Annotated in this window: 11 protein-coding genes; 5 read left to right on the top strand and 6 right to left on the bottom strand. The window is 59.4% G+C overall.

The features are described 5' to 3' along the window. The first annotated feature begins 206 nt into the window (after window positions 1–206). The 3 genes from GbCGDNIH6_RS09205 to cysD are packed head-to-tail and all read left to right on the top strand — an operon-like array spanning window position 207 to window position 3,820. Window positions 207–1,928 (top strand): tetratricopeptide repeat protein, encoded by a 1,722-nt coding sequence (locus GbCGDNIH6_RS09205; protein ID WP_198355742.1) that lies wholly within the window; start codon window positions 207–209, stop codon window positions 1,926–1,928. A gap of 3 nt (window positions 1,929–1,931) precedes the next feature. Next, entirely contained in the window at window positions 1,932–2,840 is a 909-nt protein-coding gene (locus GbCGDNIH6_RS09200) for a 4-(cytidine 5'-diphospho)-2-C-methyl-D-erythritol kinase (protein ID WP_072563661.1), read from the top strand. A 53-nt stretch (window positions 2,841–2,893) separates the two neighbouring features. After that, on the top strand, window positions 2,894–3,820 hold the full coding sequence (gene cysD / locus GbCGDNIH6_RS09195; protein ID WP_072563660.1) for a sulfate adenylyltransferase subunit CysD: 927 nt from the start codon (window positions 2,894–2,896) through the stop codon (window positions 3,818–3,820). A gap of 68 nt (window positions 3,821–3,888) precedes the next feature. On the opposite strand, the gene GbCGDNIH6_RS09190 is transcribed toward cysD, so the two are convergent. Then, window positions 3,889–6,354, bottom strand: a complete 2,466-nt coding sequence (locus tag GbCGDNIH6_RS09190; RefSeq protein WP_072563659.1) for a mechanosensitive ion channel domain-containing protein — start codon at window positions 6,352–6,354, stop codon at window positions 3,889–3,891. Window positions 6,355–6,408: 54 nt separating this feature from the next. Further along, window positions 6,409–7,272 carry an EcsC family protein gene (locus GbCGDNIH6_RS09185; RefSeq protein WP_072563658.1) on the bottom strand — a complete coding sequence of 288 codons (864 nt, stop codon included), beginning with the start codon at window positions 7,270–7,272 and terminating at the stop codon, window positions 6,409–6,411. Window positions 7,273–7,464: 192 nt separating this feature from the next. Here GbCGDNIH6_RS09185 and GbCGDNIH6_RS09180 point away from each other — a divergent pair, with 192 nt between their 5' ends. Beyond that, window positions 7,465–9,144 carry an NAD(P)/FAD-dependent oxidoreductase gene (locus GbCGDNIH6_RS09180; RefSeq protein WP_072564495.1) on the top strand — a complete coding sequence of 560 codons (1,680 nt, stop codon included), beginning with the start codon at window positions 7,465–7,467 and terminating at the stop codon, window positions 9,142–9,144. 30 nt (window positions 9,145–9,174) lie between these two features. Here the strand turns inward: GbCGDNIH6_RS09180 and GbCGDNIH6_RS09175 are convergent, their stop codons facing one another. From GbCGDNIH6_RS09175 to GbCGDNIH6_RS09165, 3 genes are all read right to left on the bottom strand, one after another. After that, complete coding sequence (locus GbCGDNIH6_RS09175; protein WP_072563657.1) at window positions 9,175–9,825, bottom strand: CarD family transcriptional regulator; 651 nt, start codon at window positions 9,823–9,825, stop codon at window positions 9,175–9,177. Between the two features lie 448 nt (window positions 9,826–10,273). Continuing rightward, window positions 10,274–11,692, bottom strand: coding sequence for a hypothetical protein (locus GbCGDNIH6_RS09170; protein WP_072563656.1), 1,419 nt, complete (start codon window positions 11,690–11,692; stop codon window positions 10,274–10,276). 76 nt (window positions 11,693–11,768) lie between these two features. Continuing rightward, complete coding sequence (locus GbCGDNIH6_RS09165; protein ID WP_232450065.1) at window positions 11,769–12,647, bottom strand: LysR family transcriptional regulator; 879 nt, start codon at window positions 12,645–12,647, stop codon at window positions 11,769–11,771. Window positions 12,648–12,806: 159 nt separating this feature from the next. Here GbCGDNIH6_RS09165 and GbCGDNIH6_RS09160 point away from each other — a divergent pair, with 159 nt between their 5' ends. Further along, window positions 12,807–13,217 (top strand): hypothetical protein, encoded by a 411-nt coding sequence (locus GbCGDNIH6_RS09160; protein ID WP_072563654.1) that lies wholly within the window; start codon window positions 12,807–12,809, stop codon window positions 13,215–13,217. A 3-nt stretch (window positions 13,218–13,220) separates the two neighbouring features. On the opposite strand, the gene GbCGDNIH6_RS09155 is transcribed toward GbCGDNIH6_RS09160, so the two are convergent. Then, on the bottom strand, window positions 13,221–14,252 hold the full coding sequence (locus GbCGDNIH6_RS09155; protein WP_072563653.1) for an aliphatic amidase: 1,032 nt from the start codon (window positions 14,250–14,252) through the stop codon (window positions 13,221–13,223). Window positions 14,253–14,354: the final 102 nt, after the last annotated feature.

Below are 14,354 nucleotides of genomic sequence, written 5' to 3'. Positions count from 1 at the left end.
GTTATTCCGACCGAAACCGGACAGATGCAAGTGCGAAGAAAAGAAACTGTTCTTCCTGCCGATTGGCGGCGGCGCTGGTGATGGATAAGATACCGTGCATGTCACAGAATCCACTGCTGCCGGATATGCGATTTCCCAGATTTTTGAACCGGGCCGGAAATGTACCCGCCATGACACCCATGAGGACAACATGGAGGCGCAGCATATTGCTAGCAGCTAGTTTGTTAGCGGGATGTGCTGCCTCTGGCGTAGGAAGCGGGTCGTCTTCGGGGATCGGCCATCTGCTGCATATTTCATCCTCTGCGGGGGCACATCAGAATGCTGCCGAGGATGCCAGTGCACGGGCATACGGTGATTTTCTCGCCGGGCGACATGCAGCATTGCAGGGGGCTTTCAATCAGGCAGCCGATTCGCTGTTGCAGGCGATGAAAGCCGATCCGGGTAACCGTGATCTGGTAAGGCAGGCCTTTATCGCCTGTCTCATGGCCGGGCGGCCGGAGGCCGTTAATCTGGCCCGGCAACTGCCAGAAAATCCGGCGGCCCAGTTGGTACTGGCCAATGATTCCGTGCGGGATGGGGATTGGGATGCAGCATCCCAACGCTATGCGGGTATCGGTCAGAATGGCTTGACCCAGCTTCTTCAGCCTTTGTTTTCCGCATGGACACAGGCGGGAGCCAACCGCATCAATGGCGCGTTGAAAACCTTGCTGCCGCATATTCAGGGCGGCCAGCTTCAGGGTATTTACGCGCTGCATGCAGCCTTGATCGCTGATCAGGCGGGCCGGAAGCAGGAAGCGGCCTCATTCTATGACATTGCGGCCCATAGTCTGGGGGCGGAGAATCTGCGTCTGGTCCGCATCATGGCCAGCTGGCAAACCAGAGAAGGGCACCCTGAAGCCGCCATTCGTCTGTTGAACAATCTGGGAAGTGGCGGAGAGGTGCTGGGAATGGCGGTCCCTGCGCTGATCGAAGCCAGTGCGAAGCCGGTTGTCCCCACACCTGCAGATGGCATTGCCGAGGCCTATCTGGCCTTGGCCGCGACGCTGCGCCAGCAGCCGGAAGGGGCGGATGCATCCCGCCTGTTGCTGCGCATGGCTCTGGATCTGCGCCCTGATTTTACGGAAGCCAAGCTGCTCTCCGCCGATATTCTAGATGCTGACAAGCATAAGCAAGGGGCACTGGAACAGCTCAGCGGTATCAGGGACAGTGATCCGCTGGCTCCTCTGGCTCAGGTGCGTCGGGTGGTGCTGCTGGATGAAACCGGTCATACGGATCAGGCGCTGGCTATTCTTGACAGCCTGTCGAAGCGGTTCCCCAGTTTTGCATTCCCCCTGGTCCTGCGTGGTGACATCCTGCGCAACAAGCAGCAGTTCGAAGCTGCCCTGAACGCGTATGACAAGGCCATCGCTTTGCTGTCTCACCCGCAACCGCATGATTGGAGCGTGTTCTACAACCGTGGTGTGACGCTGGAGCGGCTGCATCAGTGGCCGCGGGCTGAGGCGGATTTTCAGAAGGCACTCAGCCTGTCTCCCGATCAGGCGGCCGTGCTGAACTATCTGGGATATTCCTGGACTGAACAGGGAATGCATCTGGATCGTGCCCGGCAGCTAATCCAGCGGGCAGTGGAGATCAGGCCCAATGACGGCGCGATCATCGACAGCCTTGGTTGGGTGCTGCTGCGCCAGGGGGACCGGCGCGCGGCGGTGCGTTATCTGGAACGCGCGGCGGAGCTGGTGCCGAATGACCCGACCATCAACGGGCATCTCGGCGATGCCTACTGGGAGACAGGGCGCAAGCTGGAAGCACGTTATCAATGGCAGCGTGCCCTGAGCCTCAATCCCGATCCGACCGAGCGGCCGCGGCTTGAATCGCGGTTGGAGCAGGCAAATCAGGATGCGGATGCGTCCACGACCAAAATTGCCCCCTGACTCATGATTGTTGATCAGAACGCTGCTTTCGCTCCGGCAAAGATCAACCTGTACCTCCATGTGACAGGGAGGCGGTCGGACGGATATCATCTGCTCGACAGTCTCGCGGTCTTTGCCGGAGCCTGTGATGTTCTGCGCTATCGGGATGGTGATCAGGCAGTCGGGTTGGGTTTGCAGCTGGAAGGGCCGGGGGCGGAGACGCTGCGGGCCGAGCCTGATAATCTGGTGTTACGGGCGGGCCGTGCACTGGCTGCGCTTGCCGGGATCAAACCGCGCGGAACCATTGTGCTCGACAAGCACTTGCCGGTCGCATCCGGCATTGGTGGAGGCTCCTCTGATGCGGCGGCAGCGCTGCGTCTGTTGAGCCGTGCATGGGGGGTGTCTCCAGCGGCGGAGGATCTGCACCGTATTGCGACCTCGCTGGGGGCTGACGTGCCTGTCTGTCTCGAACCCGGCACCTACCGGATGCGTGGCATCGGTGAACGGTTGGAGGCGCTGCCTGCCATGCCGGAGATCGGTCTGTTGCTGGCCAATCCCGGCGTGCCGGTGTCAACGCCGGAGGTGTTTCGCAACCGTGAGCCAGGTTTCACGCCGGAGGCCAGGCTGGCATCACACTGGCCTGACATGGCGGCGCTGCTGCGTGATCTGCAAGCATCCCGCAATGACCTTCAGCCTCCTGCCATGCGGCTTTGTCCCGCCATCGGGACACTGATCCATGTTCTGGAAGGGTTGCCAGGCGCCCGTCTGACGCGCATGTCAGGCTCGGGGGCAACCTGCTTCACCCTGTTCGATCATCCCGATGCAGCGCGCGATGCCGCGCAGGTGTTGCAGGCGCAGAGTGGGATGGGTGGCTGGTGCTGGGGCGGCGGCCTGTATAAGACGTCTTCTCCGCCGGAGAAAACGACCCTGTAAAGCCCCGCCTGGACGATACGCTGTTACTCACTTTTCCCATAATCGGACTGACCATGACCGCCACGAAAGCTGCCACGCTCGATCCGTCCTCCCCGCTGAAGCGATTGGAAGATGAAAGCATCCACATCATCCGTGAGGTGGTTGCGGAAGCACGCCACCCCGTGATGCTGTATTCGATCGGCAAAGACAGTTCCGTGCTGCTGCATCTGGCGCGCAAGGCGTTCTACCCGATGCCGATGCCGTTCCCGCTGCTGCACATCGATACCAAATGGAAGTTCCGGGAGATGATCGCCTTCCGCGACCGGATCGCCAAGGAATACGGTCTCAAACTGGTTGTGCATACCAATGAGGAAGGCCGTGCGGCGGGAATCAATCCGTTCGACCATGGTGCATCCATCTACACGCAGGTCATGAAGACTGAGGCGTTGAAGCAGGCTCTGAAAGCAGGCGGCTATGATTTCGCGTTCGGTGGTGCCCGCCGTGACGAGGAAAAAAGCCGTGCCAAGGAGCGTGTTGTGTCAATCCGCAGTGCAAGCCAGACATGGGATCCGAAAGCGCAGCGCCCTGAATTGTGGGATCTGTATAATACCCGCCTCGGCCCGGGGGAGACGGCGCGCGTTTTCCCTCTGTCCAACTGGACGGAAATGGATGTGTGGGAATACATCCGGGCTGAGAACATTCCGATCGTGCCGCTATATTATGCGGCTGAGCGTCCTGTGCTTGAGCGGGATGGCACACTGATCATGGTCGATGATGACCGGATCGATCTGAAGCCGGGTGAGGAAATCCGCCCACGCATGGTGCGTTTCCGCACGCTGGGTTGCTGGCCGCTGACTGGGGCGCTTGAAAGCACGGTCACGGATATTGATGGCGTCATCGAAGAGCTGTCCAATGCCGCGGTTTCAGAGCGCGGTGGTCGCATCATTGATCGCGATGAAAGCGCTTCGATGGAACACAAGAAGCGCGAGGGTTATTTCTGATCTCGCAATAGTGTGGGACCGTGAAAAAGGCGACGCTGTTGTGATGGCGCTGCCTTTTTTGATGCTGTTCAGTCTGTTCGGGTGGCGGAGGGTGTATTCCCCGCTTGCAGGGTCACAGCCTGTTGAGGGATGGCAAAGCGAATGCCTTCCTCCTGAAAACGCTGATGCATCCGCCGGTTAAATTCGCGCAGCACCGGGGTACGGCCGGTATCGGTACAGGGAATCTGTCCTGTGACGGTGACACCGGAAGCATCCACTTTATCGACGCCGAATACGCTCAGATCGCCGGTGATCCTGTCGGAGAATTCTTCTTCTTCTCGCAGCTCGGCACCGATATCCCTGATGATCTGGCTGACCTGCGCTGTATCCTCACCCAGCGCAAGCGTCACGCTGATGGCGGCGTTGCCGATACCGCGATTGGCATTGGTCACGGTGGAGACAGAGCTGAACGGGATGATATGCACGGAGCCATCCCCCGCTCTCAGCCGAATGGTGCGGATGGACAGATGCTCCACCGTCCCGGACAGGCCGCTCAAGGTCACGCTGTCCCCAACCTGCATGGCGTTTTCCAGCAGCAGGAAAATGCCGGTGATCAGATCCTGCACCAGTTTCTGGGAGCCGAAGCCGATGGCAACGCCGACAATGCCTGCACCGGCCAATAACGGAGCGATATTGACGCCGATTTCGCTCAGCACGGTCATGATGATGATCGCCAGAATGACGATCAGCAGGGCCGTGCGGAACATCGGCAGCAGGGTGCGCATTCTGGCGCTGCGCACATACTGGGCGCTGGCGGTCAGGCGGGCGAGATGCTTCTCGCTGGCGATGTTGACGCTTTCCCAGATGATCACCGCCAGCGTGACCGTCACGCCGATGGTAATCAGCGCGGAGAGAAGCCGGCTGCCGACGGCACCCTGATTGAACCATATCAGGGTGGGAATGCCCCAGCTTTGCAGCAGGATCACCAGCGTGGCCACAGCCAGCACGGCGGAGAGAAGCCGTTTCAGATAGGGATAATACAGATCCGCCCGCAACGCGATTTCCGGATGTCGTTCGCGGCTCTCGGGGGATGGTCGGACAATGCGTGACAGCAGGCCGAGCAGCAGCAGCGAGATAATCCTTGCCGCTGTCAGGATGGAAATCGTCACAATGGCGCCATGTGCCAGCCTGTGCAGGCCGTCTTCCATTTCCAAAGCCCAGACCAGCCAGAAGGCTGCGAGGCCGATCAGGGCCGGCCAGTGCCAGATGGGGGCCAGAGTACGCCGCAGCGCTGCCCATGATCCCCGGCCTTCCGCACCATGGGAGATGCGCTTGGCTACGGACACCCGTTTTTGCAGGATGATGATGACCAGACAGAGGTAGATGGCCAGTGCCGTGATTTTGAGAATAGCCTCGACGGCAAGATTATACAGACCCAGACTGGCACCGATTCCTGCAATGGCGGCCCCGATCGTCTCGACGATGATCAGGCGTCGCAACCAGCGATAGCCATATTGCGCGAGGGAGTCCGGTATCCTGATCAGCCGGAGGGATTTTGTCTCCGGGCGCAGCATGGTGCGTCCCAATACCAGCACCATGGCACCGAAAACGGTTGCCTTGATACAGGCCGTTGCAGCACCGCGAATTTCAGGGGATGTGGTCAGCCATAAAAGCGCGCCTGCCGTCACCAGAAATGCACCGACTGGCAGGGCGGTGATGATGGCTGCCAGCAGAATGGAGGGAAAACGAGACAGGACCCGTTCCGCATGAATATGCTGTTGCGACTGCTCGGGAGGGGTTGCTTTCTCTCTATCCTCCTCATCCACCTGTTCTGCGTCTTCATCCGATGTTTCGGATGGAAGAAAACCCTCTTCTGTTTCAGCGGAGGATGAAGCAGTATGTCGGGCAAACAGACGGTTCAGGAATGGCGCTGTCAGCACGGCAGTTCCCCATGCCGCCAGACCACCCGCCACCATGCAGGCAATCAGTGCGAGCAGGCTGCGCACCAGCAACAGCTTTCGCTCCGGCTGGCTCATCTGCCCTTGCAGCCAGTAATAAAAAAGCGGCGCTTCGGCGATGGAGCGTATGGAATGCTTCAGCCTGACAGCAGCATCATCCAGTGCCGAGCCGGACGATTTGATCAACTCCGCGCCCAGGCTATCGGGAGCAAGCCCGGCTGTATCGGGTTTTGCAGGGGCTGGCTTCGGCGTTGTCGGCGCGTCTTTTTTAGTCTGCTCTGGCGGGGTGGTGGTTGCAGCCGCTGTGTCGGCCTGGACCGCTTTGTCATCAGCCGCTTTGGTTGATTGTGCCCGATCAGAGGAGGAAGCCTTGTCGGCTCTGTCCGTTGGCAGCGTCTGAAGAATCCTGATGAGTTCGTCCCGTTTGCGGGCATCCCCCAGCACTTCAAGCGCGGCTTTGGTCTGATCGGGCGTCAGGGAGGACGCGGCGGGGTGCGGAGAAGCTGCATCTTCCGCCCGCAGGCACGCTGGCCACATCACCAGCATCATGAGCAGGACAGGGAGCAGCCATATCAGGCCGTGGCGTTTCTGACTCATGGGCAATGGGGGACCATGGAAGCAGGCCCCTTGTCAATCATGGGAAGAATCAAATCAGGCAGCCGCGGAGGCATCCTCTGGCAGGGCATTGCCATAGCGGATACGGTCGGAAATCGTGCGAGCGAGACTCTGCACCGCCACAGTACCGTATTGCCGCTCCAGACGGCGAATGGTGAAATGCACTTTTGCCAGCCTGCGATAATGATCCAGAAACACGGTATTCACCAATGCTCCGCCAGCGGCCCCGATCAGCGGTATGGCCTGCATGGCGAATTTTTCCCCGATCCGCACGCCATAACGGCTGGCGACCTCTGAAAACAGCATGACCAGCGGACGGCCCTGCAAGAACAGGCGTGCAGACCAGTATCCGGTATCGGCTTCCTCTGACAGCGTCCCAAGCCTTCCCAGCGCTGGCCCGCCGAACGCAAATACCTGAAGGCATGCCTCCCGTGCCTCCGCCTGGCTGAGATCTTCCCCTTCTTCCCGCGCGATGGTGGCGATGTTGCGCATGATCAGGAGGGTCGTCGCGGTTGCATCGGGCAGAAAACCGGCCATACCTGCCAGTCCACCCAGCGCGCCGCTGGTCGCGGCGACAAAACGTGCACCGCCTGCGCTGGACAGGCGGCTGCCGTGGTCGATCCCCAGAATGGCCACATCAAAAGCACGCCGCAGGGCAGCCTCTGCCAGACCCTGGATTTTTTCGGCATAGCGCCGCGTCAGCGACAGGCGGTTGATACCAAAGGTCGCTGCCTGACCGATCAGCCCTGCCACCAGATCGGCCCCACGCACCAGCAGGCCGCGGCTGTCATGCAGGGCGCGGACTGCTTCTTCCAGCGTTGCGGCATCGGCGGGGGTCAGGCTGAGACTGGCGGGAGTCAGGGCACCGGCTGAATCCCGGCTGTGGCTGCTTTCGGTCATGCGGATGGTCTCCTGATCCGTACGGTCATGCTTGGTAGCAGACTATAACGCCGGGGGTGGCCGGTGGTTGGCGTGTTTTTCCGTCTGCCCCTCAGGATTGCCGGTTTTCATGATCGGGTATTTTCCTCTAGCACAGGCATAGCACCGGACCGGCATATCGCCGCCGGACGAGAAAGCGGATTTTTCCTGCCGATGTTACGCCTGACTGAACTGAGACTCCCCCTCGATCATGGCCCGGCTGCGTTGGATGAGGCGGTGATCGCCCGGCTGGGCATTACGCCGGATGCGCTGTTGAGCAGCACGGTGTTCCGTCGCGGCTATGATGCGCGCAGGCGTTCCTCCATCGCCCTGATCTACACGGTGGATGTGGCGGTGAAGGACGAGCAGGCAGTATTGGCGCGGTGTGCGGCGGATCACCGTGTGATGCCTGCCCCCGATACCGGCTATCGCTTTGTGGCGCAGGCTCCGCAGAGTCTTCCCTCCAGACCTGTGGTGATCGGGGCTGGTCCATGCGGGCTGATGGCCGCGCTGGTGTTGGCGCAGACCGGCTTTCGTCCGATCATTCTGGAGCGTGGCAAGTCAGTGCGGCCTCGCACCAGGGATACCTGGGGGTTGTGGCGGCGTGGGGAGCTTGATCCCGGCTCTAACGTGCAGTTCGGTGAAGGCGGGGCGGGGACTTTCTCGGATGGAAAGCTCTACAGCCAGATCCGGGATCCGCATTTCTATGGCCGCAAGGTGCTGACGGAGTTCGTTGCGGCAGGTGCGCCTGAGGAAATCCTGACCATCAGCAAACCCCATATTGGCACGTTTCGTCTGGTGACGATGGTGGAACGTATCCGGGCCAGTATCGAGGCGCTGGGAGGGGAATACCGCTTTGAGACGCAGGTCACCGATCTTGATATCGAGGGTTTGGCGGATGGTCGTCAGCAGGTGCGGGGCGTGGTGCTGAATAATGGAGAGCGCATCGCCACCGATCACGTCATTCTCGCAGTAGGCCATAGTGCTCGCGATACGTTCGGGATGCTGCATGCGCGGGGCGTCTATATGGAGGCCAAGCCGCTTTCGATCGGTGTGCGGATCGAGCATCCGCAGGCTCTGATTGACCGCAACCGTTTCGGGGATTTTTCGCGTCATCCTTTGCTGGGCGCGGCAGATTACAAGCTGGTCCATCATGCCTCCAACGGCCGGGATGTATACAGCTTCTGCATGTGTCCGGGGGGAACGGTGGTGGCGGCGACCTCCGAGCCCGGGCATGTCGTCACCAATGGCATGAGCCAGTATCTACGTGCCGAGCGCAACGCCAATGCCGGGATCGTAGTCGGGATCACGCCGGAGGATTTTCCGGGGGATGCCACGATGGACCCGCTGGCGGGCATCGCCTTCCAGCGCCATTGGGAGCGCCGTGCGTTCGAGGCCGGGGGCGGTGGCTATAGAGCGCCGGCACAGACAGTGGGGGATTTTCTGGCCGGCCGGCCGTCTATCTCGCTGGGCAGCGTACCGCCTTCCTACCGTCCCGGTGTAACGCCGACGGATCTGTCTACCTGTCTGCCGGATTTCGCCGTTGCGGCGATCAGGGAGGCACTGCCCGCTTTTGACAAACGCATCAAGGGCTTCGCAATGGAGGATGCGGTGATGACGGCGGTGGAAACCCGAACTTCCTCCCCCGTGCGGGTCCGGCGCGATGGAACAGGGCAGAGCCTGAATACGACGGGGCTGTTTCCGGCCGGGGAAGGGGCGGGGTATGCGGGCGGGATTCTCTCCGCCGGGGTGGACGGTATTCGCATTGCCGAGGCCGTTTCTCTCAGCATCACCGGCAGCGCCACCCCCCTTAGCCGGGAGCCAGGGGGAGAGGCGATAACGGTCTACGGCTAAAACCGCCTGATGCGCCGGATGTCGGGCAGATCAGTCTTCCGCATCGGGGTCTTTATCCTTGGCTTCGGCTTTATCCTTGGCGGCGGCTTTTTCGGCCGCGGCGGCAACCGAGGCAGGTTGCGCTTTGATCAGCAGTGCAATCAGTTGCTGGGAGGTATCGGCCTTGTCCTCTCCGCGCACGGTGGCAATTTCGGAGGCAAAGCGATCAAGCGCGGTTTCAAAAATCTGCCGCTCGCTGAAGCTGCCATCCTGACTGCCTGCATTGCGGCGTAGATCACGCAGCAATTCAGCCAGTGCCAGCAGATCGCCGGAGTTGATCCGCGCCTGATATTCCTGTGCCCGTTTGGACCACATGACCTTGCTGATTCGCGGTCGGCCGGACAGGGCGGCAATCGCTTTTTCCGCATCGGCCTTGCTGGACAGCTTGCGCAAGCCAGTCGTTGCCACCTTGGCGGCGGGCAGGCGAATGGTCATCTGGTTTTCAGCGAAGGATATCTGGATCATCTCGATCTTGTGGCCTGCGACATCCTGCATACCGACATGATCGACACGGCCTACACCATGGCCCGGATAGACCACCGCATCGCCGGTTTTAAACTGCTTGGCAGCAGGGCTGCTCTGTGCGGCGGTGGCGGCGAACGCCTCATCGGTCATAGCCTTGGTGATAACGACGACTGCCATTGTTTCTTCTGGTGCTCCGGTCTCAACGCCCCGATCAGGCGAAGCAGGTCATATTGCTGGAGCAATCATACACGATCCTGCACAATTTTGCAGGCCTTCACGCACGGTAGGGCATCATTCCTGCATGTTTTTTTACATCATTGTGGCAGGCAAAAAAAACGGAGCCGGTTTTCCGGCCCCGCAGTTGATCAGTTGGGGAAGACATCTGTAGTCGATGGATCAAGTGTATGAACGGAACTTGTCTCTCTCAAGTGACAATCCGGACAGATACCCTTCTGTGTGCCATGATGGCGAATACAACCCCGTAAATGCTGGTGGATTGCGAAATCTTAACGCCTGATCTTCTGATCAGTTCAGAAATAAAGGCCAAACTATGTCTGATTTTACTCTGTTTCCGACCAGTTTATGACAATCCTGTAAGATATTTCAGGGTATGTCCGAGGAGATATTATTTTGTGACAGGATCGGCTGTGGCGCTGATGGTCATGTTGCTCAGCAGGCTGTTATTCGGGTTGAGCAGCGACAGGAGCGGGGCCGGAGGATCCATCGCCGCCGAAAGGCTCAGAAAACGTGGATCGCGCAGAAATGCTTTCACTGCGTCCAGAGCCGGCATGATTTTCGCCGGGGCACTTTGAGACAGCATGTCCATCTGCTGGAGCGTTGCCTGCTGTACCTGTTCCGGTGTTACCTGGCGCTGCCGGCTGATCAGAGTGACGATGTTTTTCATCAGTCCTGCCTCATTCCATGTGAGGCTCAGTCTAGACAATCTGGCCTGAAGAAAAGCCAGCGGTCCCCCGGTATCGAGCGCTGCAGGCGGTAAACCGACCAGCGCCCCGGATATAGTCAGGGTTCCTGCCTTCTGAACATCCGCCCGCAGCGAGCGGAGCAGCCATGTCTGGTTTCCTGCGGTGTAGTGGCTTTGCATGGCAAAAGAACCGGACAGACTTGTATATCCAAGCTGCCGCAGGATGTCCGTATGTGTCAGCGGGGCAAAGGTCTCCTGAACGGAAGGAATGGTCAGATCCTCCACGGCAACATCCGTCTCCACATCTCCGGCAGCGGAGCGGGTTTCCCGAGAGCGGGCATGCCCGCAGGCAAAAGCAGTGGAGGATTGTTCCAGTTTGATACCGCCGGTTTCAAAGACCACATTCTGACCAAGGGAGGATCGAGGGTGACCATGCCGGGCATCCTCGATCAGGGCGGCCAGATCGGCCCCGGTCAATGCGCTTTGCCGGACTGTCAGATGCGCCGTCTGACCTGCTTGCGGGATAAGAGCCTCCAGCCCTGTGAAGCGAAGGTCGGATGTCTGATCCACCCCCCAGTGGTCGATGGTAAAGCTTTCGAAACGGGCCTTGACGGGACGTTCTTTTCCATCTGCATCCCCATCATCGGCCTTGGGCGGGTGGAGCAGGAAAACCACTGCCCATTCGGCCATATCCAACCGGTCAAAGCGCAGTTTTTGAGGGGCTATCGCTTCTTCTTGCCCTTGATCCGGGATGGTCAGCGCCTTGACCGTCACGTGTCTGGCGGTTGCTGTCACCCGGTCTTCAGGTTCTGTTTCGGTAACATCCTTCAGATCAAGCTGTCCGATGGTATTGTCGGATACACCATGGGCGGAGACCGTGCGGGCCGTGATGAGGTGCGTTTGATAGTGCAGCGTCACGTCATGCAGGATGAAGCCCCGCTGCCACAAGGCTGGTTCGGCACTGGAATAGGTCATGCTTCCGTCAGGCCTGAGTCTGTTCTGAAAGGCCTGCAATTCCGTCAGAAGTCGATTTTCCACCTTCTGGTGCATCCACCAGTAGCCTCCGGTCCCGACAGCGGCAATGATCAATGGAGCGGCGATCAGAATGGTTTTCCGCGACATGGCCGAGTGATATCCTTTGCAGACTGAAGCCGGTCGGAGCCTGTTTTATCTTTAGAAACAGACATAATGGGTAAAGTCAGATCGTTCCCGGAGCATTTTTGAAGGTGCGGGCAATAAAATCGATCAGCACCCGACAGCGAGGAGCCAGATGGCGTGTTGATGCATAGGCGACAAACACGGCCAATGGTTCCATCCGATCCTGTGGCAACAATTCGATCAGTCGCCCTTCCTGGAGATCCTGCTCCACCATGTAATGGGGCAGGGCGGCAATACCGGCCCCCGCCAGAGCGGCACGGCGAGTGGCCTCGCTGCTGCTGCTGGAGAACCAGCTATGGACCGGCAGGGGCGAGGAGATGCCGCCGGTGATGAAGGCCCATGCGGTATCGCTGCCCGGTCCGGCATAGGTCAGGCAGTCAAAATCCTTCAACTGCGTAGGGGAGGAAGGCTCAGCCCGTCCATCCATATAGCGAGGGGCGGCAACGAGCAGGCGCCGCGCGCTGCCAATCTTCCGAACGATCATGGACGTTTCAGGCACTCCACCGACATACAGCGCCAGATCAAGTCCATCCTCAATCAGATTGACGGTTTCGTCGCTCAGCCTCAGGGCAACATCGATATCGGGATACAGCTGATGAAAGGCTGCCATCTGCCCCGACAGATACAGGCCAAATGCAGTAGGGGAACTGAGACGCACCCGTCCGGAAGGTGGTCTGGCACCCCGACCGATTGCCTCCTCAGCGGCGTCCAGATGGTCGAGGATACGGCGGGCATGTTCTCGCAGGGCCTCCCCTTCCTCGGTCAGATGCAGGTGGCGGGTGGAGCGCTGCACCAGTTGCGTGCCGAAATGATCCTCCAGCATGCCGATTTGCCGGGAGATCATCGGTTGGGACATGTTGATCCCCCGCGCTGCCGCGGAAAATGAGCCCAATTCGGCAACCCGGAGAAAAACCCGCATTGCCCGCAGCACATCGAGCATTGATATGTCCCGTCATCAGTCTTCTGTATTATTCGGGGCCGGCACCTGTTTTGACAAGCATGCCCTTGGCCGGGCGGTTCGATGGATAGCGCGGGAATGAGGCATGCTTTTTGCGCCGGATTAGGATGGGCAGGCATCATGGCCGCATTATGCGCGGCGGCGCTGGCATTGCTGCCATTGGTCCTGATCCTGCTGGCGACGATGGTACTGGACAGTCTGCGTGGTGCAGCAGACATCATGCATTGGTTGCTGGAGGTGATGCTGCCAACGGGGATTGCTCAGCAAGGGCCACTTGGAAACGGGTTTATCCGGCTCCATCCATGGGACGTGGCCATAAAATCCGTTCCGGGGGCTTGCCTGATTTTGTCAGGCCTTGCCTTTCGGCTCCGGCATGCAGGTGATCTGGTCGCGGCACTGGTGATCATACCGCTTTATGCGGCCGGCGCATGGTTCAGTAGCGGGATGGTTTGGCTCCCGGTTGGCATCGCCATTGCCGCAGAAGCCATGCTCGTCATGCTGGCCGTGATCAGACCATCTGCTGTGCGGTAAAAATTATGAACCTGTCGGTGTCGGCACACCGGCAACCGGGCAATCGGCAACGCCAGGTTCACTGCGGGTCAGGGCCTCGACTTTGGCGCGTGTGCCTTCAGGATCGGTGATCCAGTCGCGATAGAAGGAATAGGGGCATTCCGCCTTGCCGCTGATATTCTCGCGGGAGGCAATGGTGCCGGTATATCCACGGTGCAGCAGCTTGTAGAGATGATTCTGCGATTGCCCGTTCCTGCGGGCATCGCGGATCAGGGCTTTGGAAAGCTGGGCATACTGGATGCCGTTTTCCTCCGTCCCGCATTCACCCAGGGTGCGTCCGTCGAAACCGATGATCGCGGAATGGCCGAAATAGGAATACACCCCGTCAAATCCAGCCGCATTGGCCACGGCCACATAGACGTTGTTGGCCCATGCCATCGCTTTGGCCATCAATATCTGCTGTTCCTTTGCGGGATACATATACCCTTGGCAGCGTACGATCAGCTCTGCCCCACGCATGGCGCAGTCACGCCAGATTTCAGGATAATTGCCGTCATCGCAGATGATGAGGCTGATCTTCATCCCTTTCGGCCCCGCAGACACGTAGGTCTGATCGCCTGGATACCAGCCTTCGATCGGTGTCCAGGGAATGATCTTGCGGTATTTCTGAACAATTTTTCCGGTATCGTCGATCAGAATCAGCGTGTTGTAGGGCCGTTTTTCCGGGTGCTGCTCATGCCGCTCCCCAGTCAGGGAGAACACGCCCCATACTTTGGCCCCGCGGCAGGCATCGGCCAGAATATCGGTCTCCGGTCCGGGGATGGAAACGGCGGTTTCCATCATTTCGGCCTCATCATACATGATGCCGTGGGTGCTGTATTCGGGGAAAATCACCAAATCCATTCCTGGCAGACCGGCTTTCATGCCGATGATCATCTCGGCAATGGCATGGGCATTGCTGCGTACGTCCTCGATCGTATGCAGACGCGGCATTTTGTAATTGACCACAGCAACGCCAACTGTATCGGCAGAGCTGGAAATGTCACCATGCATCATGAGCCTGTTTCCCGCGGCAGAAAATGATGATGCATGCTGCTCTGCTGTTCGATAGCAGAGGATACGTTGTTCTGCTTATTGACCTCGTCCGGTTTCGGAAGA

Origin of the sequence: Granulibacter bethesdensis (genome assembly GCF_001889525.1) — a bacterium.
Classification (GTDB): domain Bacteria; phylum Pseudomonadota; class Alphaproteobacteria; order Acetobacterales; family Acetobacteraceae; genus Granulibacter; species Granulibacter bethesdensis_C.
Note: the sequence above shows the minus strand (reverse complement) of the source record. Positions and strands in the feature narration are given on the sequence as shown.

Coding starts and splice junctions, on each gene's coding strand:
- GbCGDNIH6_RS09200 (WP_072563661.1), top strand. CDS start 1,932: ATGATTGTTGATCAGAACGCTGCTTTCGCTCCGGCAAAGATCAACCTG.
- cysD (WP_072563660.1), top strand. CDS start 2,894: ATGACCGCCACGAAAGCTGCCACGCTCGATCCGTCCTCCCCGCTGAAG.
- GbCGDNIH6_RS09190 (WP_072563659.1), bottom strand. CDS start 6,354: ATGAGTCAGAAACGCCACGGCCTGATATGGCTGCTCCCTGTCCTGCTC.
- GbCGDNIH6_RS09185 (WP_072563658.1), bottom strand. CDS start 7,272: ATGACCGAAAGCAGCCACAGCCGGGATTCAGCCGGTGCCCTGACTCCC.
- GbCGDNIH6_RS09180 (WP_072564495.1), top strand. CDS start 7,465: ATGTTACGCCTGACTGAACTGAGACTCCCCCTCGATCATGGCCCGGCT.
- GbCGDNIH6_RS09175 (WP_072563657.1), bottom strand. CDS start 9,825: ATGGCAGTCGTCGTTATCACCAAGGCTATGACCGATGAGGCGTTCGCC.
- GbCGDNIH6_RS09170 (WP_072563656.1), bottom strand. CDS start 11,692: ATGTCGCGGAAAACCATTCTGATCGCCGCTCCATTGATCATTGCCGCT.
- GbCGDNIH6_RS09165 (WP_232450065.1), bottom strand. CDS start 12,647: ATGCGGGTTTTTCTCCGGGTTGCCGAATTGGGCTCATTTTCCGCGGCA.
- GbCGDNIH6_RS09160 (WP_072563654.1), top strand. CDS start 12,807: ATGGCCGCATTATGCGCGGCGGCGCTGGCATTGCTGCCATTGGTCCTG.
- GbCGDNIH6_RS09155 (WP_072563653.1), bottom strand. CDS start 14,252: ATGATGCATGGTGACATTTCCAGCTCTGCCGATACAGTTGGCGTTGCT.